The organism is Burkholderia sp. AU45251, from assembly GCF_030482905.1.
Taxonomy (GTDB): Bacteria; Pseudomonadota; Gammaproteobacteria; order Burkholderiales; family Burkholderiaceae; genus Burkholderia; species Burkholderia aenigmatica.
The window spans coordinates 182,009-206,032 of sequence record NZ_JAUJQH010000010.1; the positions used below are offsets into that span (position 1 = coordinate 182,009).

Consider the following 24,024-nt stretch of genomic DNA (forward strand, 5'->3'; position numbering starts at 1 on the left):
GCCGCGGCCGGTCAATTCGGCTTGCGCGCGGGTTCGGCCGGCGACGGCGGCCGGGCCGTCGCTTCGACGGCATGGCCGTTGTTGCCGTTGCTGTCGTTTTCGCCATCGACGACCGGCTGCGATCCGTCCGCGTACGCGACGACGCTGCGCTGCGGATTGGCGATCCGGATGCCGCGTTCGCGGAACGTCTCCGCGATCCGCCGGTTGAATTCACGCTGCACGCTCCAGCGCGTCGAGTCCGTGCATTGCATCTGTCCGGCCAGCGCGAGCGTTGCGCCGTCGACCTGATCGATACCCCAGTAGCTGAAGTCCGACAGGATGCCGTCGCGGTATTTCGGATCGTCGCGCAACGCGGCGCCGATCTCCTTCAGCGTCGCGATCGCGCGATCGATATCCTCGCCGTAGGCAATGCTGATCTTGACGGCCGCGTTGCCGAGCCCGCGATTCGTGTTGTTGACGGTGGTCACCGAGCTGAACGGGATCGTGTACAGCGACCCGTCGCCGGCCCGCAGTCGCACGGTGCGGATCGACAGGTACTCGACCGTGCCCGACACGCCGGCGAGCGTGACCCAGTCGCCGACCTGCATCGCGTTTTCCATCAGCAGGAAGATCCCGGTGATGAAATCCTGCACGAGCTTCTGTGAGCCGAAGCCGAGCGCGACGCCGAAGATGCTGGCGCCGGCAAGCAGCGGGCCGACGTTCACGCCGAGCTGGCTGAGGCCCGTCAGCACGACGACGAGCGCGATCATCACGAACAGCAGCGAGCGCAGCATCGGCAGCAGCGTGCGCAGCCGCGCCGCGCGCATGAGATTGCCTTCGCGCGTCCATCGTTGCAGCCGGCGCTCGATCGCGATGTTCGCGGCTTCCCACACGATGAGCGCGACGATGGCCGCAATCGCGATCGTCACCAGTGCCGACGCAAGCCGGTGGCCGATCGTGCCGGTTTCGAACGCGCGGAAGATCGGTACGCCCCAGATCTGCAGCAGCAGCGCGACGGTCACGATGCCGATCGCGCCCGACAGGATCTGGCGTAGCAGCGGGTAGTAGCGGTACGCGTGCGCATGGACGAGCGTGCGGTCTTCGTCGCGGCCCTGGAACAGCCGCGCGAGCGCACCGAACACGACGATCGACACCATCCGCATGCCGATCATCACGGCGATCGAGCGGCCGCCGAGCGTGATCAAAACGCGGTAGCCGTTGTGGACGTCGAGCGCCCACACGAACCACAACGCCATCACGATGAATACCGACACGGGCGCCCATGCGTCGGCGAGCGCGTTGCCGATCATCGCGAACGACGGACGGTCCTCGCCGGCCGCGCGGATCCGCGCGGCGACGGGCCGGCGGCACTGCAGGATCAGCGCCGAGACCATCAGGTGCCCGACGAGTGCGACGGCTTTCAGCAGCGCGAGGTGACCGGCGTCGCTCAGACCGAAGTTCGCGGCGACCTCGACCGCTGCGGTGCAGGCGCCGACGACGATCGCGATTCGCGCGATCGAGCGTTGGGCAAAGTCGGCCCACGCGTCGCTGATATGCAGCAGCCGCAATTGCCGTGCATCGGGCTGGAAGCACAGCCGGCTGACGATCGTGACGAGGCGGCAGATCACGTAGATGTCGATCAGTGCTTCGAGCGCGGATTCGATCGGGCCGCCGGCATCGCCGATCGCCGACATCGTCAGGCTCGCGACGCCGACGAACACGAGCAGCGGCACCGCGCGCAGCGCAAGGCTGACGAGCGCACGCGGCATTCGGTACAGCAGCGTGGTGTGGCGACGTGCGTGGCCACGGCCTTCCGACGAGGCGGGCGCGGCGTCGGGGGTGTCCGGCGGCGCGTCGTCGTCGTCGGGCGTGGCGGATTCGACGGTAACGGACTCGGGCGCGGTGCGGCGCGACGTGTCGGCGCGCCGTGCGGCCACTGCGGCCAGCGCACGTCGCAACAGCCGCTTCGCGAACCATTCGACCAGGAGCGCGGGCACGAGCACGGCGATGATGATCCAGAGCGCGTGCGCGAGATCCGCGCGTGCGTCGGCGCGCACCAGCCGGTCATGCCACCAGCTTCCGACCGAGCCGACATCGAGCAGCGAGCGCAGCGATTCCTTCAGCGCATCGCCGATTTCGGTGGTCCAGCGCGATCCCTGCCGGACCAGCATCGACGCGAGCCCGTTCGACGTGAGCGCGGCCGGGGCCGCGGCAGCCGACGCGCCGCTGGCCGCAGCCGCATCGCTTGCCGGGACCGCGGGCGCGGCAAGCGCGCCGACGGCCGCGATCGCACGCAGTGTCGTTTCGACCTGCGCGCGATCGCGCGGATTCTCGAGCACATTGAGTGCCTGCTGCGCCTGTTGCGGCGTCAGCGCGGGCGCGGTGCCGGAAGCGGCCGACGCGGCGGCCGGGGCGGGCATGGCCGCGTGGGCGGCCGAGACGACGGCGGCAAGCAGCCAGCCGAGGAGGAAATGTCGCATGGAGTTGGCATGCGGGCGCGCATCGGCGCGCGGCCCGCCGGGCTGAACGATGGACGGAAGTTAACATGATCGCGAGCGGAACCGAATAGTTCCGTCGACAATCATTCGAATTGGGCATACACGACGCGCTGCGGGCGATTGCGGCGTATTTGCGCAGTCATGTGTCTGACGTGGACTGTAGGCAGTCAGACGGGTGGGAGCGTTTCAAGTACCGAAATGTAGGGCGTTTGTAATGCCCGCGTGTCGGTAACGGTGAGCGACGCACCCATCGCATCGGAATAATTAATCTGGAATCCTGCTGAATCATGCGTGCCCGTCGTGAAAAGCCGGCAGAACGTGCTCGGCGATTTCTTCGATGACTTCGCGCACGGGCCGGTCCGAACCCGGATTCAGCGTGACGTGATGCGTGCCCGCCGCGCGCATGTCCTGCAGGATGTCGATCAATGCGCGGCGTCCGGTTGCATAGCCGAGCGGCAAGGCGGCGGCCGGCGCATCGGGATCCGCGGCGAGGTCGAGCCGCATCGACACGCCGAATGCGCGAAAGGCCGGCGACGCGAGCCGGTCGACCGCCGCGCGCCACATCGAATAGCGTGCGCGCTGCGTGTCCGGATCGCGGTGGTACGTCATCCAGCCGATCGAGTGACGCGCGATCCAGTCGACGCTTTGCCCGCCCGAGCCGACTGCCAGCATCGGTACCGCGTCGGCGCCGCGCGGCAGCAGCGTGAATTCCGGCGCATCGGGCGGCGCTTCATCGGGGAGGACGCGCGATGGCGCGCCGAGCGCGGCCGCGACGACGTCCCAGTGCGCGCGGTAGCGGTCGCGCCGCGTCTCCGCATCGACGCCGAACGCCGCATATTCGGGCGGCCGATCGCCGGAGCCGAGCCCGAGGATGAAGCGTCCGCCCGACAGCGTCGCGACCGACAGCGCGCCTTTCGCGATATGCAGCGGATGACGCAGCGGCAGCACGATCGCGCCGCTGGCGAGCGCGATCCGGCGCGTGCGTGACGCCAGTGCGCCGAGCAGGACCCACGGGTCGAGGTGGCCGACCGGATCGGGGTAGTCGGCGCTGTTCAGCGGCACGTCGCGAATCCACAGCGCGCGAAAGCCGAGCGTGTCGGCCAGCGCCGCGAGTTCGAGCTGCTCGTCGAAGTCGGCGACCATATGGCCGGTGCGAAGCAATGGAAGCGTGAGGCCGATCGACAACCGTCCGTCCGAAAAGACGCGATGCGCGACATCGGGTTGGGCGGGGGCGGGCGTGGTCATGGGGAATCCTTGGCGGCGGTGCAAAGCGAACGCGTGATGTGGCGTGTCCGAATGCTAGCGTGTTTGCACGCCGGCTGTGCGGCATGGCAGGCTGACCGGTTGGTGTCGAGACGACGGGGGCCATGCGGGCTGCGGGCCGGGCATAATCGGTGCCTTCCGTCATTGAAAACAACGAATCCGGATGAACGTCCTTCAACACACGATGATCGGTTTGGCGGCGAGCGCGATGCTCTTCGCGGTTGCATCCGATGCGCTCGCGGACGACGCGGAGCGCGCCGCTATCTGCAAGACCGCCGAGGAAACGAGCTACACGGCCGATGTCCGCAATTGCCTCCGGCTGAAATACGAAGCGGCCGACAAACGGTTGAATGCCGTCTACAAGACGAAGATGGCGAACCTGGATGAGCCGGGCAAGGCGAGGTTGCGCCACGACGAGCGCCGCTGGCTCAAGGCGCGGGATGCCGCCTGCGCCGAATCGCGGCAGCCCGATGCAGGCGGCACGCTCGGGCTGGTGGAGGTCGACAGCTGCTTCGTCGACGAAACCGAGCGTCGCGTGAAGGCGATCGAAGCCTTTCGTTGAGGTGTGTCGAGGTGGCGCGCCGGCCCCGGCGCTATGCCACCCGCAGCGTCGTGCCGCGCAGCGTGAGGCCAAGGCGCGACGCCACGCGTTGTGACGCGAGGTTGTCGCTGTCGGTGCTGTAGAACAGCGTGCGCGTTTGAAGCGACGGCAGCCGCGACCACGCGGCGGTTACCGCCGCCGCGAGGCCGCGCCCCCGAAACGCGGGGGCCGTCGCAAGACCGAGTTCGGCACCGACGTCAGAGAGCCGCGCGGCGAATGCGATCGATGCGACCTCTCCGTCTACGACGGCGGCGCACCACGGCGCCCACAGATCGGCGACGCTCCGAAACCCCATCGAGCACAGGCCTTCGGGCGTCCCGCGAGTGGACAGCGCATGCAGCAGATGCCGGCCTGCGTCGCTGTCGCCATCGATCAGCGCGACGCGCGCGTCGGTGTCGAAACCGAGTGCGTGCGGCAGCGCGTAGACGAAGCCGATGTTCCAGTGCGAGACAGGCGCGAGCCGCGCGAGATAGCGTTCGAGATGCGCGGGGGGCGTGCGATCCGCCAGCAGCGGTTCGCTGTCGGCCAGGCGCGCGAGTTCGTCCGCGACAGCGGTGGGCACGTCGGCGCGTACGCCGGCCAGGTTGCCATCCGCGCATCGGCCGAGCCAGAAGCGCGGCCCCGGCGAGCAGTCGGGATCGTTCTCGCGTTCGATCCGACGATCCGGATGCAGGCGGAACAGCGTGCGGTAGTTGATATCCAGCCAGTCGTGTGTGTCAGGCATGCGTCGGGTAGGAGGCTCCGGTCAGGTGGCGGCGAGCTGCGCGAGGAATGCCAGGGCGGGCCTGCGCGTCCATTCGTGCGCGCCGCACTGTGGGGCGATTGTAAGCCGATCGACGATCGCGCGCAGATGCAACGCCGTGACGTCGGCACCGGCCGGGCCGGCCCGGCGTGACGGCCTGCCCGGCCGACGGCTGCCGATCCGGCAGGCGTTTCAGTTTCGAAACGTTCGCGCTGCTTGTCGGTGCGCGATTCGCGTCGCTGGCCCCGTTTCGGCCCGCGCGGCCTTGTGGCATGAAGCATGGTGCGCTCCTTGCATATCTGTGCAGGCCGTGAGCGCGGTCGCGGACGCAGTCGGTCCGGCAATCGCTTCAGTGGGTCGGACGTATCGGAGACGGGGACAAGAGAATGAAAACAGACCGAATCGCAACATGTCATGTTGCAAACATGAATCGCCGACCTGCCGGGTTGTTCGCTTCGCCGTTTTTCGAGGCGACGTGAGCGCGCGGCTTTCCGTTCCATCCGAGCAATCGGGTTCGTTCTGAACGACGACGTGCAGGGGTGACGCACGAGGCCGACTGGTGCCGGTCGGCCGTCGGGGATGAACCGTGAATGCCTGTGGATGGCCCGGCCCGGATCCCGGATCGTCATGCAGCCGCGCGCAACGCGAGTCGTCGCGCGGCGTAGGCGTGCGCGCGCCGTGCATCGCGTCGGCGCGACGGGTCCGAACCGGATCGCACCGGAAAGCCGGCAGCGCATCGATGCATTCGGCATCGCGGAACACAGGGTGTCCAGGGGAAGCGTTCGCCGGCCGTAGCAGGGCGGGCGCCGCGAAATTGTGCTGTCAGTTGATCCACTACCCCGATGGATCAATTGTTGAAGCGCCCATCGCCAAGTGGCGGATGGGCGTCTTTTTTTGTGCGCCGGTTTGCGACGCGAGCCATCGGCCCGATCGCGCGGCGTTCTGTATCATGTGCTGGCGTGCCTGGCCGCCCGTGCGGGCGCACGGCTTGCCGGCGCGCCCGATCACGCGTTGCCAACATGAACGACAAAGCCCTGCACGACTCTTCAACCGCCGACGTTGACCCGGCCGCGCTCGATGCGCTGCACACGTTCGTCGAGCGTCATCCGCGCCTGCTGGTGTTGACCGGCGCGGGCATCAGTACCGACTCCGGTATTCCCGGCTATCGCGATCGCAATGGTCAATGGATGCGCTCGCCGCCGATCCAGCTCCACGAATTCCTCGGCTCCGATGCCGCGCGGCGGCGCTACTGGGCCCGCAGCATGATCGGCTGGCCCGTCGTCGGCCGCGCGCAGCCGAACGGGTCGCACGTCGCGCTGGCGCGGCTCGGCGGCGCGGGGCGGATCGAGCGTCTCGTTACGCAGAACGTCGACGGCCTGCACCAGCGCGCGGGCAGTGGCGACGTGATCGAGCTGCACGGCGGCATCGACGGCGTCACGTGCCTCGGCTGCGGCGCGCATCATGCACGCGCGACGATCCAGGTCATGCTCGAGGCCGACAATCCCGATCTGCTGGGCGCGGAAGCCGAGCCGGCCGCGGATGGCGACGCGCACCTCGAATGGGCCGCGCTCGACACGTTCCGCATCCCGGCGTGCCCCGCGTGCGGCGGGCTGCTGAAGCCGGCGGTCGTGTTCTTCGGCGAAAACGTGCCGCGCGAGCGCGTGGCGCTCGCGTCGCAGGCGCTCGACGCGGCCGATGCGCTGCTCGTCGTCGGCTCGTCGCTGATGGTGTATTCCGGCTACCGCTTCTGCGTGTGGGCACAGGCGCAGAACAAGCCGGTCGCCGCGCTCAATCTCGGCCATACGCGTGCCGATCCGATACTGACGCTGAAGGTCGAGGCGCGCTGCGCACCCGCGCTCGACGCGCTGACTGCGCGGCTGGGCCTCGCGGGCCACGCACCGGAGCAGGCATCGTGACCGGCCCGACCGCTTCGCCCGATCCGTCCGCGCGGCTGTCGGCGCCGGCGGCCGAACGCAATCGCGGGCCGATCCTCGACGTGTTGCGCCGCGTGCTGCCGGCGAGCGGCCGCGTGCTCGAAATCGCGAGCGGCACGGGGCAGCACGCAGTCCACTTCGCGCAGGCGCTGCCGGGCCTGCACTGGCAGCCGAGCGATCCCGATGCGCAGGCGCGGCGCTCGATCGCCGCGTGGGTTGCCCATGCGGGCCTCGCCAACGTTGCCGGGCCGCTGGCGTTCGACGTGCGCGACGCGTCGTGGCCGGTCGACGCGCTCGATGCAATCGTCTGCATCAACATGATTCACATCTCGCCGTGGGCCTGCACCGACGCGCTGTTCGCGGGCGCGTCGCGCCTGCTGCGGCCGGGCGGCGTGCTGTTCCTGTACGGGCCGTACCGCCGCGAGGGCCGGCATACGGCGCCGTCGAACGAAGCGTTCGACCTGCAGTTGCGCAGCCGCGACCCGTCGTGGGGCGTGCGCGATCTCGAGACGGTCGTCGCGCTCGGCCTCGATCGCGGGCTCGACTGCATCGAGGTGGTCGAGATGCCGGCGAACAACCTGAGCGTCGTGTTCCGGCGGCTGCCGCACGCGGAGCAATGACACGGAAGCGCGCATCGCTGCCGGGTTTCCACTATCCTTTCGCCTGTGCGCGCGACCCGGCTCGGGTCGCGCCCCGTTTTTTCCGGAGAATTGACTAATGGGCAAACAAGCAATCGGTGTGATCGGGCTCGCGGTGATGGGCCGCAATCTCGCACTCAATATCGAGAGCCGCGGTTACGCGGTGTCGGTGTACAACCGCAGCCGCGAGAAAACCGACGAACTGATCGCCGAATTCCCCGGCCGCAATCTGGTGCCGACCTATACGCTCGAGGAGTTCGTCGCGTCGCTCGAAACGCCGCGCCGGATCCTGATGATGGTGAAGGCTGGCGAGGCGACCGATGCGACGATCGCATCGCTCAAGCCGCTGCTCGAGAAGGGCGACGTGCTGATCGACGGCGGCAACACGCATTTCACCGACACGATCCGCCGTAACCAGGAGCTCGCGCAATCGGGCCTGCACTTCATCGGCACCGGCGTGTCGGGTGGCGAAGAGGGCGCGCTGCGCGGCCCGTCGATCATGCCCGGCGGCCAGCGCGACGCGTACGACCTCGTCGAGCCGATCCTCAAGCAGATCGCCGCGAAGGCGCCGTCGGACGGCGAGCCGTGCGTCGCGTACATGGGCCCGGACGGTGCAGGCCATTACGTGAAGATGGTCCACAACGGCATCGAGTACGGCGACATGCAGCTGATCGCCGAAAGCTATGCGGTGCTGAAGGACGTCGCGGGCCTGACCAACGACGAGCTCGGCGCGGTGTACACCGAGTGGAATCAGGGCGAGCTCGACAGCTACCTGATGGAGATCACGTCGAAGATCTTCAGCAAGAAGGACGAAGAGACCGGCAAGCACCTCGTCGACGTGATCCTCGATCGTGCTGCGCAGAAGGGCACCGGCAAGTGGACGAGCCAGAATGCGCTGGATCTCGGCGTGCCGCTGCCGCTGATCACCGAATCGGTGTTCGCGCGCGTGCTGTCGTCGCTGAAGACCGAGCGTGTCGCGGCCAGCAAGGTCTTGTCGGGCCCGGCCGCCGTGCCGTTCGACGGCGATCGCGCCGCGTTCGTCGAAGCGGTGCGCCGCGCGCTGTACCTGAGCAAGGTGATTTCGTACGCGCAAGGCTTCGCGCAACTGCGCACGGCGTCCGAAGAGTACGGCTGGAACCTCGATCTCGGGACGATCGCGAAGATCTTCCGCGCGGGCTGCATCATCCGCGCACGCTTCCTGCAGAAGATCACCGACGCGTACGCGAAGGATTCGGCGCTCGCGAACCTGCTGCTCGATCCGTACTTCAAGGACATCGCCGCGAATTACCAGGCGTCGCTGCGCGACGTCGTGGTCGCCGCGGTGAAGGCCGGCGTGCCGGTGCCGGCGTTTGCGTCGGCGGTCGCGTACTTCGACAGCTACCGCTCCGAGCGGCTGCCGGCGAACCTCGTGCAGGCGCAGCGAGATTTCTTCGGCGCGCACACGTTCGAGCGTACCGACAAGCCGGGCAGCTTCCACGCGAACTGGTCGTAACCGGCTGGCGGGGACAGCATTGTTGCGAAAATCTATTCTTTGAGTAGGGTTTTTCGATCCCGGATGCCGACATTGTTGGCTCCGGGGAAACAGTGTTTTCGTTGTTTCATGGTTTTCCCTAGGGGACGCCGGGACTAAACTCTGTTCCATCGCTGCAGACATGGTGTGTGCGGCGGAGCAAAAAAATCCCGGAGGTAATCATGAAATCGCTGATCGCAACGTTCGCCGCAGCTGCCGTCCTCGCCGTTCCCGCCGTCTCGTTCGCCCAACAGAATGCACCCGTCACCCGTGCACAGGTGAAGGCCGATCTGGTCGCCGTGCAACAGGCTGGCTACAAGCTGGGCAGCGACCGTACGAACTACCCGGAAGGCATCCAGGCTGCTGAAGCCCGCCTGAACCCGCAACAGAACGTCGCCGCTGCCGACACGACCGGCTACGGCGCCCAACCGGCTGCCGCACAAGAATCCGGTGCGCCGGCCAAGGCCAAGACCGGCTGGCAAGTCAAGCGTATCGCTGACGACGCCCCGATCTACAAGGGTCGTTAATGGTGCGGCCGCATCGGCGGCCTGATCCGACCCTGGAAGATCCAACAGCCCGTCGTTCCGTCATGCGGAACGGCGGGCTGTTTTCATTGGCGGCGCGTGTATCGCGCCAGCGGCCTGTTCAGTGCAGCGGGCGCCGGCCGCGCCCGATATCCCGGAACAGCGCTTCGGCGGGTTCCAGCACCTGCAGCCACGTTTCGTCGTAGCCGCTCAGCGTGTCGAGCGCATCGCGCAGCCGCTCGATCGCGAGGACCGGCAGCTCGACGCTATGGCGCGTGGCGCCCGTCATATGCGCGACGCTCGCCAGCTGGACGAGCGCATCGGCCGCCTCGGCGACATCGGTCGCGAACAGCAGGTGCCGGTTGAGCAGTTCGACCAGGCCGCTGGAACCGGTGAAATCGTCGGCGTTGAGCTGCACGGAAAGAAACGTCGCGTTGTTCATTGTCATGCTCCTCGTTGTCGTTGGATCGCGCAGTGCATCACCGAGTATAGGTGGCGTTCGAAGGGGAGAATGTGACGGGATCGATACGGCGGGCGAGGGCGGCGAGGCAGGCGGCGGATCCGCGACAGGCCCGCCCGGCGGCCCGCGCGGCGCGGCTTGCAGGCCGCCGGCACGCCGCTGCGATGACGCAAGATTGTTGCCGGTCCGGGCACCTGACGCGGCCCTGACCGCGACAAATGGTATCTTTGCCGATTGGGACGACGCGAAAAAGGGGCCGGTGAGCCCGTTCGTGCCGACGTCCCACTGTGGAAACTGACGGCCGCGACAGCGGTCGGATAATGGTTGGTCCGGCCTTTCGGCCGGACATCGTGCGTCGCGCGCCGGGGGGCGGTGGGCGGCGCAGCGACGCAAATCCGGGAGGACCCTTGAGAGAAACTATTCCCATCCACGATGCGCTGACGCGCTGGCTGCCGCAGGCGGCGCTGGTTGCCGCGGCCATCGCGCTGACGGGCTGCACGATGACGCCGTGGACCGATAGCTGGCAGCCGGCGCGCCAGTCGGCACCGACGTCGGCCGCGACGCCGGGCGTGATCGCCGGCTATTACCGCGTGAACCCGGGCGATACGCTCGCGGGCATCGCGAATGCGTACGGGCAGCGCGTGCAGGACGTGGCCAGCTGGAACCACATGGCGCCGACCGATGCCGTGTATCCCGGCCAGGTGCTGCGCGTCGCGCCGCCGTCTGCCGCGACGTCGCTCGGGCAGCCGCCCGCGGCGGCCGCGCAGCCGGGCTCGCTCGCGTGGCCGGCCACCGGTGTCGTGGCGGCGCCGTTCGCGGCCGGCAAGACGCGCGGCGTCGTGATCGCCGCATCCGGGCCCGACCATTCGGTGCGGGCCGCGGCGGCCGGGCGCGTGGTTTATGCCGGGTCCGGCGTCAAGGCTTACGGCCCGCTCGTGATCCTGAAGCATGAGAACGGGCTCATCACGGCCTACGGACACAACGGCAAACTGCTCGTCAACGAAGGCGACGCGGTGCGCCAGGGCCAGCCGGTCGCCGAAATGGGCACCGACGCAAGCGGCCGTTCGACGTTCGAGTTCGAAGTGCGCCAGAACGGCAAGGTCGTCGATCCGATGAACTTCCTGCCGCGCAACGGCGGCTGACGACCCGCCTCAACCCGTGTGCGCCGGGCGGCGCACACGTTCCCGCCTTCATCCTTTCCTGAACGTTATCGCGCCGGACGCTCTCGCGTGATTGCCGAGCCAGCGAATGCCCAGTGCGAGCGCCACTGCGCCGATCGCAATCATCGAACACTGGATCGCGACCGGCAGGTAGCCGTGCGGCCGCGGATCGACGAACGGATAGGGATACCAGTTCTCCAGCGCGCCGCGCACGAGCGTATAGCCGAGATAGACGACCGGAAAGCCGAGCCACGCGACCGCGCTGCGCCACGGGATCGGCAAGCGCGGCTCCACGTACAGCCAGTCGCACAGCATGACGAGCGGCACGATCCGGTGCAGCACCCAGTTGTTGAACGCCGGCGTGACGTGGCGCAGCGCATCGAGCCGGGCGAGCAGGAGTTCGTAGACGATCGCGGTGATCAGGACGTACAGCACCGCGGCGCCGCGCATCGATTCGTAGCGGGCCGAGCCGGGGCGCGCGATGCGCCAGAGCCCGGCGGCGAGCATCACGGCCGCGTAGAGGCTGCTCAGTTGCGTGAAGTAGCTGAGGTAGTTGCCGAGATGGAAGCCCGGCAGGTGCCAGTAGTCGGCGACGCTGTGCAGCGTGGTGGATACCGCGAGCAACGCGGCGGTCAGCCGATAGGCCGCAACGAAGAACGCCTTGCTCATGATGCCCGCGTGCCGTCGCACCAAAGCTCCATCGTGCCACAGCCGTCTGGGCGCGCGATGCGGATTTTCCATATGGCGCGCCGCGCGACGCACGTTGACGATTCGTCGGATATTTGCGCGAGTCGTGCAAAACCGGGCGCACGTGCGGCTACAATCGGGGCAGCTTTGCCGGGCGCAGGCCGGTTGCCGCCTGCACCCATCCCCGCATACAACACGAGACGAAGCATGAGAAACATCCTCGCGAAACAGACGCGCTACAGCTCGCCCGCGATCTTCTTCCACTGGGCCGTCTTCCTGCTGGTGGCGCTGGCCTACCTGGCCATCGAGATCCGCGGGCCGAAAGGCAGCGACAGCCGGGTGTTCTGGATGAACGTGCATCTCACCGCGGGCACGCTCGTGCTCGTGCTGTCGGTGTTGCGCGTGCTGTGGCGAGCCGTCAGCCGCGTGCCGGAGGCCATTCCGCAAGCGGCGCTGCTGCGCTGGCTGTCGAAGCTCGCACATGTCGCGCTCTACGTATTCATCATCGCGCAGCCGCTGCTCGGCATCATGATGATCAACCTGGGCGGCAAGCCGGTGTCGCTCGACTGGCTCGGCCTGTCGTTCACGCTGTTCGGCCCCGACAAGGCGCTGCGGCCGACGATCAAGGAAGCGCACGAGCTGATCGGCAACGCGTTCTACTTCGTGATCGGCCTGCACGCGCTGGCCGCGCTCTATCATCATTTCATCCGGCGCGACGACGTGCTGCGGCGCATGGCGCCCTGAACGACACGCTCCGGAAGCATGCAGCAGGCGGGGGGCGCATGGTTGTGTTGACAACCATGTGCCCCCGGTTCGTTTACCGTCATCCGCGCTGGTCATCACGTTAAACATTCTGTAACATCTCGGCTGTTTTTACATTCCGCTTACTCGTTGCCGAGCATGCTGCCCCGACATCGTCACCTGACCGCCTGGCTTGGCGTGCTCGCGATCTGGTTCGCGATCGCGGCGCCGCTGGTGTCGCAGTGGCGCGTCGCGCAGGCGGCCACGCCTGACGCGATCGTCTGCAGTACAGAGCATGGTGCGCATCAGTCATCCGATGCGGGCCGCATGCACGATCATGCGTTGCATCTCGATGCGTGCGGCTACTGCGGCTTCTTCGCGCACAGCCCCGCGATCGGTGGGCCTGCCGCCGCGGCACTCGCTTCCGTTCCCGCCGTTTCCGTTTCCGCCGTCGCGCCGCCTGCCATCGCGGCGCACGTCGACCGCTACCCGCGCGCGTATCCACGCGCACCGCCCGAGCGCGCCTGACGCGCTGTTTCCGTTCTTTTCACCGCCGATATCCGTGCGGCCCGTCGAGGCCGCGTGGAGGGCGTCACTCGGGCTTTCGATCATGACCATTTTCCAGTTGCGTGCGCCGCGGGCGTCACGCAATGCCTGTGCGCGGCGCATGCCGCGCGTGCTGAAACTCACCGTTCCCGCGCTGGCTGTCGGCGCATTGGCCGCGAGCGCCGCGGCCGCCGAAACGGCGCGCGCACCCGGCGCGCCGACCGACGATACGGCCGCGCCGCTGCCGGCCATCGAAGTCGTCGCATCGCCGCTGAGGACGCCGCTCGTCGTCGTCACGGATCCGAAGACGCCACGCCAGCCGCTGCCCGCCAGCGACGGCGCGGATTACCTGAAAACGATCCCCGGTTTCACGTCGATCCGCAGCGGCGGCACCAACGGCGACCTCGTGCTGCGCGGGATGTTCGGCTCGCGGCTGAACATCCTGGCGAACGGGATGTCGACGCTTGGCGCATGTCCGGGCCGGATGGATGCGCCGACGTCGTATATCGCACCGGAAAGCTATGACAAGGTCACGGTCGTGAAGGGGCCGCAGACCGTGCTGTACGGTCCCGGCGCATCGGCCGGCACCGTGATGTTCGAGCGCGTGACGCCGCGCTTCGACAAGCCCGGCATGCGCTTCGACGGCAGCCTGGTCGGAGGGTCGTTCGGCCGCAACGACCAGAATATCGACGTGACGGCCGGCACGCCGGACGTCTATGGCCGCGTGACCGCGAACCATGCGCATTCGCAGGACTACAAGGACGGTAACGGCAACACCGTGCCGTCGCAGTGGGACAAGTGGAACGCCGATGCGGCGCTGGGCTGGACGCCGGACGACCATACGCGCGTCGAGCTGACCGCCGGCACCGGTGACGGCTATGCGCGCTACGCGGGGCGCGGGATGGACGGCGCGCATTTCCGCCGCGAGACGTTCGGGCTGTCGTTCGACAAGAAGCATCTCGGCGACGTGCTCGACCGGATCGAGGCGCGCGTGTACTACAACGAAGCCGATCACGTGATGGACAACTACACGTTGCGGCAACCGGATCCGACCAGCAGCATGCCGATGCGGATGGCGTCGGAAGTGCGGCGTCGCACGTTCGGCGCGCGCGCGGCCGCGACGTTTCGTTTCGCCGACGACTTCAAGCTCGTGACGGGCGTCGATGCGCAATCGAACCGGCTCGACTCGCGCTCGGCGATGGGGCGGCAGAACTACGGCGACAAGCCGTGGGATGCGCAGGCGACGATGTGGAACGCGGGCGTGTTCGGCGAACTGACGTGGTACGCGAGCGACGTGTCGCGCGTGATCGGCGGCGCGCGTGTCGACTATGCGAGCGCACGCGACAAGCGCGCGACGACGAGCGGCATGATGATGAGCAAGCCGAATCCGACCTTCGACGACGATCGCACGCGCGTGCTGCCGAGCGGCTTCGTGCGCTACGAGCGCGATCTCGCGTCGCTGCCCGTCACGTGGTACGCCGGGATCGGCCATACGGAGCGCTATCCCGACTACTGGGAGCTGTTCTCCGCGAAGCGCGGGCCGGCCGGTTCGATCAACGCGTTTTCGGCGGTGCAGCCGGAGAAGACCACGCAGCTCGACATCGGGGCGCAATACAAGAGCGACCGGCTCGATGCATGGGTGTCGGCCTACGCCGGCTACGTGCAGGACTTCATCCTGTTCAACTACGCGGCCGGCATGATGGGCCCGACCACGCAGGCGACCAACGTCAATGCGCAGATCATGGGCGGTGAAGCGGGCGTGTCGTGGAAACCGGTTGCACCGTTGCGCGTCGACACGTCGCTCGCATATGCGTGGGGGCGTAACGTGGCAACGGGCGATCCGATGCCGCAAATGCCGCCGCTCGAGGCGCGCATCGGGCTCGAATACACGCGTGGCGCGTGGTCGGCGGGTGGCCTGTGGCGCATCGTTGCGCCGCAGCATCGCTATGCACTGAATGAGGGCAACGTGGTCGGCAAGGACTTCGGCCCGAGCGCCGGATTCGGCGTGCTGTCGCTGCATACGCAGTACAACGTCAGCAAGACCGTGCAGATCTCGGTCGGCGTCGACAACGTGCTGAACAAGGCCTACACCGAGCACCTGAACCTCGCCGGCAACGCGGGTTTCGGCTATCCGGCGAACGCGCCGGTGATGGAGCCGGGCCGGACCGCATGGCTGCGCGTCAGCGCGAAGCTGTGACGCATCGCGCGTGTGCGCCGCAGCATGCGCGCGCAGGAACGCGGCCCCGCCTGAACGGGCGGGGCGCGTCAACCGATTAGAGAACCGTATCTAGTCGGGGCGCAAACGTTCGCGACTCGTGATTCACTCCCGCATTCGACGCACACGGTACGCGCGACGTTTGCGACGCATCGTGCGCGTCGATCCGGCTTCATTCGCACCGGCAGCACAATAATCAGGAGAACATGCATGGCCAGAACGATGCGTTCCAGGGTGGTGGCAGGAGCAGTGGCATGCGCGATGAGCATCGCGCCGTTCGCGGGGACGACGGCAGTGATGACGCTCGCGACGACGCACGCGGCGATGGCGGCGACCGCGCCCGCCGACGGCTACGCGGCGACGCGTTATCCGATCATCCTCGTGCACGGGCTCTCGGGTACCGACAAGTACGCCGGCGTGCTCGAGTATTGGTACGGCATTCAGGAAGACCTGCAACAGAACGGTGCGACCGTCTACGTCGCGAACCTGTCGGGTTTCCAGAGCGACGACGGCCCGAACGGGCGCGGCGAACAGTTGCTCGCTTACGTGAAGACGGTGCTCGCCGCGACGGGTGCGACCAAGGTCAATCTCGTCGGACACAGCCAGGGCGGCCTCACGTCGCGCTATGTCGCGGCCGTCGCCCCCGATCTCGTCGCGTCGGTGACGACGATCGGCACGCCGCATCGCGGCTCCGAGTTCGCGGACTTCGTGCAGAACGTGCTCGCGTACGATCCGACCGGGCTGTCGTCATCGGTGATCGCGGCGTTCGTCAATGTGTTCGGAATCCTGACGAGCAGCAGCCATAACACGAACCAGGACGCGCTCGCCGCCCTGCAGACGCTGACGACCGCACGCGCGGCCGCGTACAACCGGAACTATCCGAGTGCGGGCCTGGGGGCGCCGGGCAGTTGCCAGACCGGCGCACCGACGGAAACCGTCGGCGGCAACACGCACCTGCTGTACTCGTGGGCCGGCACGGCGATCCAGCCGACCCTCTCCGCGTTCGGCGTCACGGGTGCGGCGGACACGAGCACCGTCCCGCTCGTCGATCTGGCGAACGCGCTCGACCCGTCGACGCTCGCGCTGTTCGGCACGGGCACGGTGATGATCAACCGCGGCTCCGGGCAGAACGACGGGCTCGTGTCGAAGTGCAGTGCGCTGTACGGCAAGGTGCTGAGCACGAGCTACAAGTGGAACCACCTCGACGAGATCAACCAGCTGCTCGGCGTGCGCGGCGCGTATGCGGAAGATCCGGTGGCGGTGATCCGCACGCATGCGAACCGGCTGAAGCTGGCGGGCGTGTAATCGATGACGGTACGTGAAGGACGCGCGCCGCTGGCGCGGCGCGCCATGATCTATGGTGTCGTGGGGCTGGCGGCGATTGCCGGCGTCGCGATGTGGAGCGGCGCGGGCTGGCACCGCGGAGCGGGCACGGCCGGCGAATCGCCGGATGCGCCGGCGACAGGCGGATTGACTGCCGCACCGCCGCAGGCCGTCGCGCCGACAAGCGCGGGCCTGCCGCCGTCACTCGCCGGCTCCAGCGTGCCCCGGTTGCCGCTCGATGCCGGCGGCCATCTCGCGAAGTCACGTGCGGTGCGCGATTTCTTCGACTACTGCCTGACCGCGCAGAGCGACCTGAGCGTGGCCGCGCTCGATGCGTTCGTCGCGCGCGAGATTGCCGCACAGCTCGACGGCACTGCTGCGCAGGCCGAGGCGCTCGACGTGTGGCACCGGTATCGCGCGTATCTCGACGCACTCGCGAAACTGCGCGATGCCGGCGCGGTCGAGAAGTCCGACCTGGGGGCGCTGCAGCTCGCGCTCGATCAGCGTGCGTCGATTGCGTATCGCACGCTCGGCGACTGGAGCCAGCCGTTCTTCGGCGCGGAGCAGTGGCGGCAGCGCTACGACCTCGCGCGGTTGAAGATCGCACAGGATCCCACGCTGACGGATGCGCAGAAGGCCGAACGACTTGCTGCGCTCGAACAGCAGATGCCGGCCGACGAACGCGCTGCGCAACACCGCATCGACCAGCAGCGTGCGGCGATCGACCAGATCGCGCAATTGCAGAAGAGCGGGGCGACGCCCGATGCGATGCGCGCGCAACTGACGCAGACGCTCGGCCCCGAAGCGGCCGCGCGCGTCGCGCAGATGCAGCAGGACGACGCATCGTGGCAGAGCCGCTACGCGGATTATGCGGCGCAGCGTGCGCAGATCGCGTCGGCGGGCCTGTCGCCGCAGGATCGCGACGCGCAGATCGCTGCACTGCGACAGCGCGTGTTCACGAAGCCCGGCGAAGCGGTGCGTGCGGCCTCGCTCGATCGCGGGGCGGGCAGCGCGCGGTAATGTGGGAAGCGTGAGTCACGCGGGCGGCGCGGCGCAGGATCGCCGCTATGCCGCGCGCGTGAGGTCCCGCGGCAGGTGTTGCTCGAGGGTATTCGCGAGCGTGTCGAATGCGGGCCCGATGCCTTCGTGCGCAACGCACGCATAGCCGAGCAGCAGGCCGCGCCGCGCGGTGTCGAGGCTGCTGTAGTAGCTGGTGAGCGGGCGCACGATCACGCCCGCATCGAACGCGCTCTGCGTGACCGCGCGGTCGTCGCAGGCGTCGGGCAGGCCGAGCACGAGATGCAGGCCGGCCTCGTCGCCCATCACGGGCAGCGCGTCGCCGAAGCGCGCACGGATCGCGTCGATCATCAGTTGCCGGCGTTCGCCGTACAGCGTGCGCATCCGCCTGACGTGCGAAGTCAGGTGGCCGTCCATGATGAATTCGGCGAGCACGGCCTGCTGCATCAGCTGGCCTTCGCGATACAGCTCCGACAGCCCCGTGCGGAACGTGTCGACCAGATGCTCGGGCACGACCATGTAGCCCATCCGCAGCCCCGGGAACAGCATCTTGCCGAGGCTGCCGACGTAGATCACGCGGCCGCCGTCGTCGAGCCCCTGCAGCGACGCGAGCGGGCGGCTGCCATAGCGGAATTCGCTGTCGTAGTCGTCCTCGATGATCCAGCAGCGGTGCTGGCGTGCGTATTCGAGCAGCATCCGGCGCCGCGCGAGGCTCATCACCATCCCGAGCGGGTACTGATGCGAAGGCGTGACCAGCACGAGCCGTGGCGGATGCTGCATGTCGCTGGCGCGCGGGTCGAGCCCTTCCTGGTCGACCGGCACCGGCGTCAGGGTGAGGCCGGCTGCCTGCAGCACGCTGCGCACGCCCCAGTAGCACGGCTCCTCGACCCATGCGCGATCGCCGATGTCGGACAGCAGCCGCACCGCGAGATCGATCGACTGGTGGATGCCCGTCGTGATGATCACCTGGTCCGGCGAGCATTTGACCGAGCGCGCGACGCGCAGGTAATCGGCGAGCGCGCGCCGCAACGGCCGGTAGCCGCCGCCCGGCGCATAGGTCAGCAGCTCGGGGTTCGCTTCCTTCCACAGCCGCGCCTGCAGGCGGCTCCATGTCCGGCTCGGGAATTCCGACACGTCCGGCACGCCCGGCATGAACGCGCCCCATTGGCGTCGCGACACCCCCGCGTGCTCGATCAGTTGCCGGCCGCGCGCCGACAGGCTGCCCTGCGCGTCGGGCTGCGGCGGTTCGTCGGCAGTCGACGGCGGCGGCGCGGCGCCCGGCACGTGGATCGCGGCGGCATCCGGCCGCGTGTCGGCCACATAGGTGCCGCTGCCGGTCGTCGTCAGTACGTAGCCTTCGGCCGTCAGCTGGTCGTACACGTGCAGCACGGTATTGCGCGCGATCGACAGGTCGGCCGCGAGCGTGCGCGAACTCGGCAGTTTGGTGCCTGGCCCCAATTCACCGGTCAGGATGGCTTGCTGCATCAACTGCAGCAACTGGCGGTACATCGGCTCGGGCGAACTACGGTCGAGGCGGGCGGAGAGCCAGTCGGCGACGATCACGGTGTCCAAAGTGGTCCCACGCGGAATATTGAAATGGTTCCCTATTGTAGAACCGTGCGCGCCGTATAGTGGTTCGCATCTCAAAATCAATTGTCGCGAAGCAAGGGGACAGCCACGATGAAGTCCGATGATGTGATCGTCAGCTTTCGCGGCGTGCGGAAGACCTACGACGGCGAGACGCTGGTCGTCAAATCGCTCGACCTCGATATCCACCGCGGGGAATTCCTGACGCTGCTCGGGCCGTCGGGCTCGGGCAAGACGACCTGCCTGATGATGCTCGCCGGCTTCGAATTTCCGACCGGCGGCGAGATCCGCCTCGACGGCGAGCTGCTGAACAACGTGCCGCCGCACAAGCGCAACATCGGCATGGTGTTCCAGAACTACGCGCTGTTTCCACATCTGACGGTCGAGCAGAACGTCGCGTATCCGCTGACCGTACGCAAGCTGCCGGCGGCCGAGCGCGCGGAACGCGTCGCGCACGCGCTGAAGATGGTGCAGATGGAGCGCTTCGCGAAACGCTACCCGGCGCAGCTGTCGGGCGGCCAGCAGCAGCGCATCGCGCTGGCGCGTGCGCTCGTGTTCGAACCGAAGCTGGTGCTGATGGACGAGCCGCTCGGCGCGCTCGACAAGCAGTTGCGCGAACACATGCAGTACGAACTGAAGGCGCTGCACGAAAAGCTCGGCGTGACCTTCGTGTACGTGACGCATGACCAGGGCGAGGCGCTGACGATGTCCGATCGGGTCGCCGTGTTCGACAAGGGCATCGTGCAGCAGCTCGACACCGTCGACCGCCTGTACGAATCGCCGTGCAACGAATTCGTCGCGAACTTCATCGGCGACAGCAACCGGCTGCGCGGCACCATCGCGCGCGTCGACGGCGAATTCTGCGAATTCCGGCTCGACGACGGCACGAAGCTCGTCGGCCGCCGCATCGGCGACGCGGCCGAGGGCGCGCCGGCCGTCGCGTGCATCCGGCCCGAACGCATGAGCCTCGCCGCGCACGGCGCGAACGGGCATGCGAACGGCTCGGCCGCCAACCGGCTGAGCGGCGAGGCGCGCAGCCTCATCTATTTCGGCGATCACGTGCGCATGCGCTGCGCGCTGCCGGGCCAGGACGAATGCTTCGTGAAGGTGCCGCTCGGCACCGGCGCGCTCGACGCGTTCTCGCCCGGCGTACCGGTCGCGCTCGCGTTCGCACCCGAACACCTGCGCGTGTTCGCGTGAGCAGGGTTTCCCCGATTTTCCGTAGCACGTCGTCAACAACAACTGCCCACTTCCACCACGAGAGGAGAGGAACCACCATGAACCGAGCAAGCTTTACCGCGCGGCGCACCGCGCTGGCACTGGCGCTCGCCGTCGTCGGCGCATCGGCATCGGCTGCCGAACTCACGGTCGTCAACTTCGGCGGCGCGAACGGCGACGCGCAGAAGGCCGCGTTCAACCAGCCGTTCGAGAAGGCGACCGGCAACAAGGTTACGGCCGTCGAATACAACGGCGAGCAGGCGAAAGTGAAGGCGATGGTCGAGGCGAAGCACGTCAACTGGGACGTGGTCGAAGTCGAATCGGGCGACCTGAATCGCGGTTGCGACGAAGGGCTGTACGAGAAGCTCGACTGGTCGAAGATCGCGAAGAAGTCCGACCTGATTCCGGAATCGCCGCAGGTATGCGGCGTCGGCTTCTTCGTGTGGTCGACGGCGCTGTCGTACAACGCGGACAAGCTGAAGTCGGCGCCGACCGGCTGGGCCGATTTCTGGAACGTGAAGAAATTCCCCGGCAAGCGCGGCATGCGCAAGGGCGCGCGCTATAACCTCGAATTCGCGCTGATGGCCGACGGCGTCGCGCCGAAGGACGTCTACAAGGTGCTCGGCACGAAGGCCGGCCAGGACCGCGCGTTCAAGAAGCTCGACGAGCTGAAGCCGAACATCCAGTGGTGGGAAGCGGGCGCGCAGCCGCCGCAGTTCCTCGTCGCCGGCGACGTCGTGATGTCGACCGCGTACAACGGCCGCATCGACGCCGCGCAGAAGGAAGGCAAGAACCTGAAGGTCGTGTGGAACGGCAGCATCTACGACCTCGACTACTGGGCGATTCCGAAGGGCTCGCCGAACAAGGCGCTGGCCGAGCAGTACATCGCGTACACGCTGACGCCGAAGCCGCAGCAGGGCTATGCGCAGCACATCGCGTACGGCCCGGCGAACATCGCGGCGATCAAGTCGCTCGACGCGAAGACGCTCGCGAACCTGCCGAACTCGCCGGCGAACGGCAAGAGTGCGGTGCTGGAAGACATCGGCTTCTGGACCGATCACAGCGACGAGCTCGAGCAGCGTTTCGCCGCATGGGCGACCAAGTAACCGGTCAGGTGTCCTGATGCAACCGGCCGCGCGGCACGTCGATCGTGTCGCGCGGCCTTCCGCTGGATCATGCCCGGCCGGAGAGAACCGTTGAATACGATGACGATCGCGCCTTCCTCGCCGTCGGCGGCCGCGCTCAAGCGTGAGCTGAAGGCCGCCGAAGCCCGCAAGCGCACGATGGCGCTGCTGCTGGTCGCGCCGCTCGCGATTTTCCTGCTGCTGATTTTCGTCGTGCCGATCGGCACGCTGCTCACGCGCGCGGTGCAGAACCCGGAGATCGCGACCGCGTTGCCGAATACGGTCGCCGCGCTGTCGGGCTGGGACCGCAAGGCGCCGCCGGCCGACGCCGCGTATGTCGCGCTCGCGGCCGACATGACGAAGGTGGCCGACAGCGAGGCGATGGGTGCGCTCGCACGACGCCTGAACACGGAGATTCCCGGCTATCGCTCGCTCGTCGCGAAGACGGCGCGCGCGATGCCGCTGAAGGGCGACAATGACGCGGCGCTGACACCCGCACAGACGCGCGAGAAAATCGTCGAGCTCGACGCGCGCTGGGGCGACGCCGCGTACTGGCAGTCGATCGCGAAGAACGGCAGCCAGGTGTCGCCGTTCTACCTGCTCGCCGCGCTCGACCACAAGCAGGACGGCTTCGGCCAAATCGTGCAGGCCGATCCCGATCAGTCGATCTATCTCGCGATCTTCGGCCGCACGTTCGTGATCGGCGTTGCGGTCACGCTGTTCGCGCTGCTGCTCGGCTATCCGCTCGCGTACTGGATCTCGACGCTGTCGGAGCGTCGCGCGAACCTCGTGATGATCCTCGTGCTGATTCCGTTCTGGACGTCGGTGCTCGTGCGGGTCGCCGCGTGGATCGTGCTGCTGCAGAGCGAAGGGCTCATCAACACCGCGCTGATCGGCAGCGGGCTGATCTCGCATCCGCTGACGCTGCTGTTCAACCGCGTCGGCGTGTATATCTCGATGACGCACATCCTGCTGCCGTTCATGATCCTGCCGCTGTACAGCGTGATGAAGTCGATCCCGCCGACCTACCAGCGCGCGGCCGTGTCGCTCGGCAGCCACCCGTTCGCCGCGTTCTGGCGCGTGTACGTGCCGCAGACTTATCCGGGCGTCGGCGCGGGCGCGCTGCTCGTGTTCATCCTCGCGATTGGCTACTACATCACGCCGGCGCTGCTCGGCGGGCCGAACGACCAGATGGTCAGCTACTACGTCGCGTACTTCACGAACGTGACGATCAACTGGGGCATGGCGTGCGCGCTCGGCGGGCTGCTGCTGGCGGCGACGCTCGTGCTGTACGCGGTGTACGGGCGCTTCACGCGTACGAACGTGAGCCTCGGCTGAGCGCCGCGCACAACGAAACGGGAAGGGGAATCCGACCATGAAACTCGCCAGGCCACTGTTCGCGCCGCACATGTCGTTCGTCGAGCGCGCGTGGTACGTCGCGCTGCGCGTGCTCGTCGTGCTGACGCTGCTGTACTTGATCCTGCCGGTGCTCGCGATCGTGCCGCTGTCGTTCTCGTCGAGCACGTTCCTCGTCTATCCGATCCCGGGTTTCTCGATGCGCTGGTACGAGAACCTGATCGCGTCGGACGAGTGGCGGATGGCCGCGAAGAACAGCTTCATCGTTGCACCGTCGGCGACCATCGTCGCGACCGTGCTCGGCACGCTCGCCGCGATCGGTCTCACGAAGGCCGACTTCCGCGGCAAGGGGCTGCTGATGGCCGTGCTGCTGTCGCCGATGATCGTGCCGGTCGTCGTGGTCGGCGTCGGCATGTATCTGTTCTTCGCGCCGCTCGGGCTCGCGAACACCTACACGGGGCTGATCGCCGCGCACGCGGCGCTCGGCGTGCCGTTCGTCGTGACGACGGTTGCCGCGACGCTGCAGGGCTTCAACCAGAACCTCGTGCGCGCGAGCCTGTCGCTGGGTGCGAATCCGGTGTCGACGTTCTTCCGCGTGACATTGCCGGTGATCGCGCCGGGCGTGATGTCGGGCGCGCTGTTCGCGTTCGCGACGTCGTTCGACGAAGTCGTCGTCACGCTGTTCCTCGCGGGCGCGGACCAGACGACGCTGCCGCGCCAGATGTTCACGGGCATCCGCGAGAACATCAGCCCGACGATCGCTGCGCTCGCAACGATCCTGATCATTTTCTCGACGAGCCTGTTGCTGGCGCTCGAATGGTTGCGCGGACGCAATGCGCGGCGTGCGGTGAGCTGACGCAGCGAGCCTGCCTGTTGCGCCTGCGTTGCCGCGCGTCCTGCA

General features: G+C 67.7%; 21 protein-coding genes. 15 read left to right on the top strand and 6 right to left on the bottom strand.

Annotation, left to right across the window (positions count from 1 at the left end; all coding sequences use genetic code 11):
• Positions 1–11 precede the first annotated feature (11 nt).
• On the bottom strand, positions 12–2,459 hold the full coding sequence (locus tag QZM67_RS21045) for a mechanosensitive ion channel domain-containing protein (protein ID WP_301806335.1): 2,448 nt from the start codon (positions 2,457–2,459) through the stop codon (positions 12–14).
• 303 nt (positions 2,460–2,762) lie between these two features.
• Positions 2,763–3,722, bottom strand: a complete 960-nt coding sequence (locus QZM67_RS21050; protein ID WP_301806339.1) for an LLM class oxidoreductase — start codon at positions 3,720–3,722, stop codon at positions 2,763–2,765.
• Positions 3,723–3,933: 211 nt separating this feature from the next.
• On the opposite strand from QZM67_RS21050, the gene QZM67_RS21055 reads away from it, so the two are divergent.
• A complete protein-coding gene (locus tag QZM67_RS21055) occupies positions 3,934–4,302 on the top strand; it encodes a lysozyme inhibitor LprI family protein (RefSeq protein WP_301806341.1) in 369 nt (122 codons plus the stop codon).
• A 31-nt stretch (positions 4,303–4,333) separates the two neighbouring features.
• On the opposite strand, the gene QZM67_RS21060 is transcribed toward QZM67_RS21055, so the two are convergent.
• The gene (locus tag QZM67_RS21060; RefSeq protein WP_301806343.1) at positions 4,334–5,065 is read right to left on the bottom strand and encodes a GNAT family N-acetyltransferase; all 732 of its coding nucleotides are present in this window, start codon (positions 5,063–5,065) and stop codon (positions 4,334–4,336) included.
• 1,037 nt (positions 5,066–6,102) lie between these two features.
• On the opposite strand from QZM67_RS21060, the gene QZM67_RS21065 reads away from it, so the two are divergent.
• From QZM67_RS21065 to QZM67_RS21080, 4 genes are all read left to right on the top strand, one after another.
• Positions 6,103–6,999: an NAD-dependent protein deacetylase gene (locus QZM67_RS21065; RefSeq protein ID WP_175023026.1), complete on the top strand. Its 897-nt coding sequence runs from the start codon at positions 6,103–6,105 to the stop codon at positions 6,997–6,999.
• The gene (locus QZM67_RS21070) at positions 6,996–7,637 is read left to right on the top strand and encodes a DUF938 domain-containing protein (protein WP_122949190.1); all 642 of its coding nucleotides are present in this window, start codon (positions 6,996–6,998) and stop codon (positions 7,635–7,637) included. The genes QZM67_RS21065 and QZM67_RS21070 overlap by 4 nt, the downstream gene beginning before the upstream one ends.
• A gap of 97 nt (positions 7,638–7,734) precedes the next feature.
• Entirely contained in the window at positions 7,735–9,147 is a 1,413-nt protein-coding gene (gndA, locus tag QZM67_RS21075) for an NADP-dependent phosphogluconate dehydrogenase (RefSeq protein ID WP_175023028.1), read from the top strand.
• 200 nt (positions 9,148–9,347) lie between these two features.
• Positions 9,348–9,692, top strand: a complete 345-nt coding sequence (locus QZM67_RS21080; RefSeq protein WP_043177725.1) for a DUF4148 domain-containing protein — start codon at positions 9,348–9,350, stop codon at positions 9,690–9,692.
• 118 nt (positions 9,693–9,810) lie between these two features.
• On the opposite strand, the gene QZM67_RS21085 is transcribed toward QZM67_RS21080, so the two are convergent.
• Positions 9,811–10,131, bottom strand: coding sequence for a hypothetical protein (locus QZM67_RS21085; RefSeq protein WP_043177723.1), 321 nt, complete (start codon positions 10,129–10,131; stop codon positions 9,811–9,813).
• 425 nt (positions 10,132–10,556) lie between these two features.
• Here QZM67_RS21085 and QZM67_RS21090 point away from each other — a divergent pair, with 425 nt between their 5' ends.
• Positions 10,557–11,291: a peptidoglycan DD-metalloendopeptidase family protein gene (locus QZM67_RS21090; protein WP_043177721.1), complete on the top strand. Its 735-nt coding sequence runs from the start codon at positions 10,557–10,559 to the stop codon at positions 11,289–11,291.
• A 48-nt stretch (positions 11,292–11,339) separates the two neighbouring features.
• On the opposite strand, the gene QZM67_RS21095 is transcribed toward QZM67_RS21090, so the two are convergent.
• A complete protein-coding gene (locus QZM67_RS21095; RefSeq protein ID WP_043179140.1) occupies positions 11,340–11,978 on the bottom strand; it encodes a Pr6Pr family membrane protein in 639 nt (212 codons plus the stop codon).
• Positions 11,979–12,203: 225 nt separating this feature from the next.
• Here QZM67_RS21095 and QZM67_RS21100 point away from each other — a divergent pair, with 225 nt between their 5' ends.
• The 5 genes from QZM67_RS21100 to QZM67_RS21120 all read left to right on the top strand — a co-directional run bounded on the left by QZM67_RS21100 (position 12,204) and on the right by QZM67_RS21120 (position 17,841).
• Entirely contained in the window at positions 12,204–12,740 is a 537-nt protein-coding gene (locus QZM67_RS21100) for a cytochrome b (RefSeq protein ID WP_089453395.1), read from the top strand.
• 156 nt (positions 12,741–12,896) lie between these two features.
• A complete protein-coding gene (locus QZM67_RS21105; RefSeq protein ID WP_301806351.1) occupies positions 12,897–13,265 on the top strand; it encodes a DUF2946 domain-containing protein in 369 nt (122 codons plus the stop codon).
• 82 nt (positions 13,266–13,347) lie between these two features.
• The gene (locus QZM67_RS21110) at positions 13,348–15,480 is read left to right on the top strand and encodes a TonB-dependent copper receptor (protein ID WP_301806354.1); all 2,133 of its coding nucleotides are present in this window, start codon (positions 13,348–13,350) and stop codon (positions 15,478–15,480) included.
• A gap of 228 nt (positions 15,481–15,708) precedes the next feature.
• Entirely contained in the window at positions 15,709–16,803 is a 1,095-nt protein-coding gene (locus tag QZM67_RS21115; protein WP_301806356.1) for a triacylglycerol lipase, read from the top strand.
• A gap of 3 nt (positions 16,804–16,806) precedes the next feature.
• The gene (locus tag QZM67_RS21120; RefSeq protein WP_301806357.1) at positions 16,807–17,841 is read left to right on the top strand and encodes a lipase secretion chaperone; all 1,035 of its coding nucleotides are present in this window, start codon (positions 16,807–16,809) and stop codon (positions 17,839–17,841) included.
• Positions 17,842–17,886: 45 nt separating this feature from the next.
• On the opposite strand, the gene QZM67_RS21125 is transcribed toward QZM67_RS21120, so the two are convergent.
• Complete coding sequence (locus QZM67_RS21125) at positions 17,887–19,410, bottom strand: PLP-dependent aminotransferase family protein (RefSeq protein ID WP_301806360.1); 1,524 nt, start codon at positions 19,408–19,410, stop codon at positions 17,887–17,889.
• Between the two features lie 108 nt (positions 19,411–19,518).
• Between QZM67_RS21125 and QZM67_RS21130 the strand changes: the two genes are divergently transcribed.
• From QZM67_RS21130 to QZM67_RS21145, 4 genes are all read left to right on the top strand, one after another.
• On the top strand, positions 19,519–20,625 hold the full coding sequence (locus QZM67_RS21130) for an ABC transporter ATP-binding protein (RefSeq protein WP_175023039.1): 1,107 nt from the start codon (positions 19,519–19,521) through the stop codon (positions 20,623–20,625).
• 77 nt (positions 20,626–20,702) lie between these two features.
• Complete coding sequence (locus QZM67_RS21135) at positions 20,703–21,749, top strand: ABC transporter substrate-binding protein (RefSeq protein WP_122949200.1); 1,047 nt, start codon at positions 20,703–20,705, stop codon at positions 21,747–21,749.
• Positions 21,750–21,848: 99 nt separating this feature from the next.
• Entirely contained in the window at positions 21,849–23,105 is a 1,257-nt protein-coding gene (locus tag QZM67_RS21140) for an ABC transporter permease (protein ID WP_301806450.1), read from the top strand.
• 37 nt (positions 23,106–23,142) lie between these two features.
• Positions 23,143–23,979, top strand: coding sequence for an ABC transporter permease (locus QZM67_RS21145; protein WP_043177698.1), 837 nt, complete (start codon positions 23,143–23,145; stop codon positions 23,977–23,979).
• The last annotated feature ends 45 nt before the right edge of the window (positions 23,980–24,024 follow it).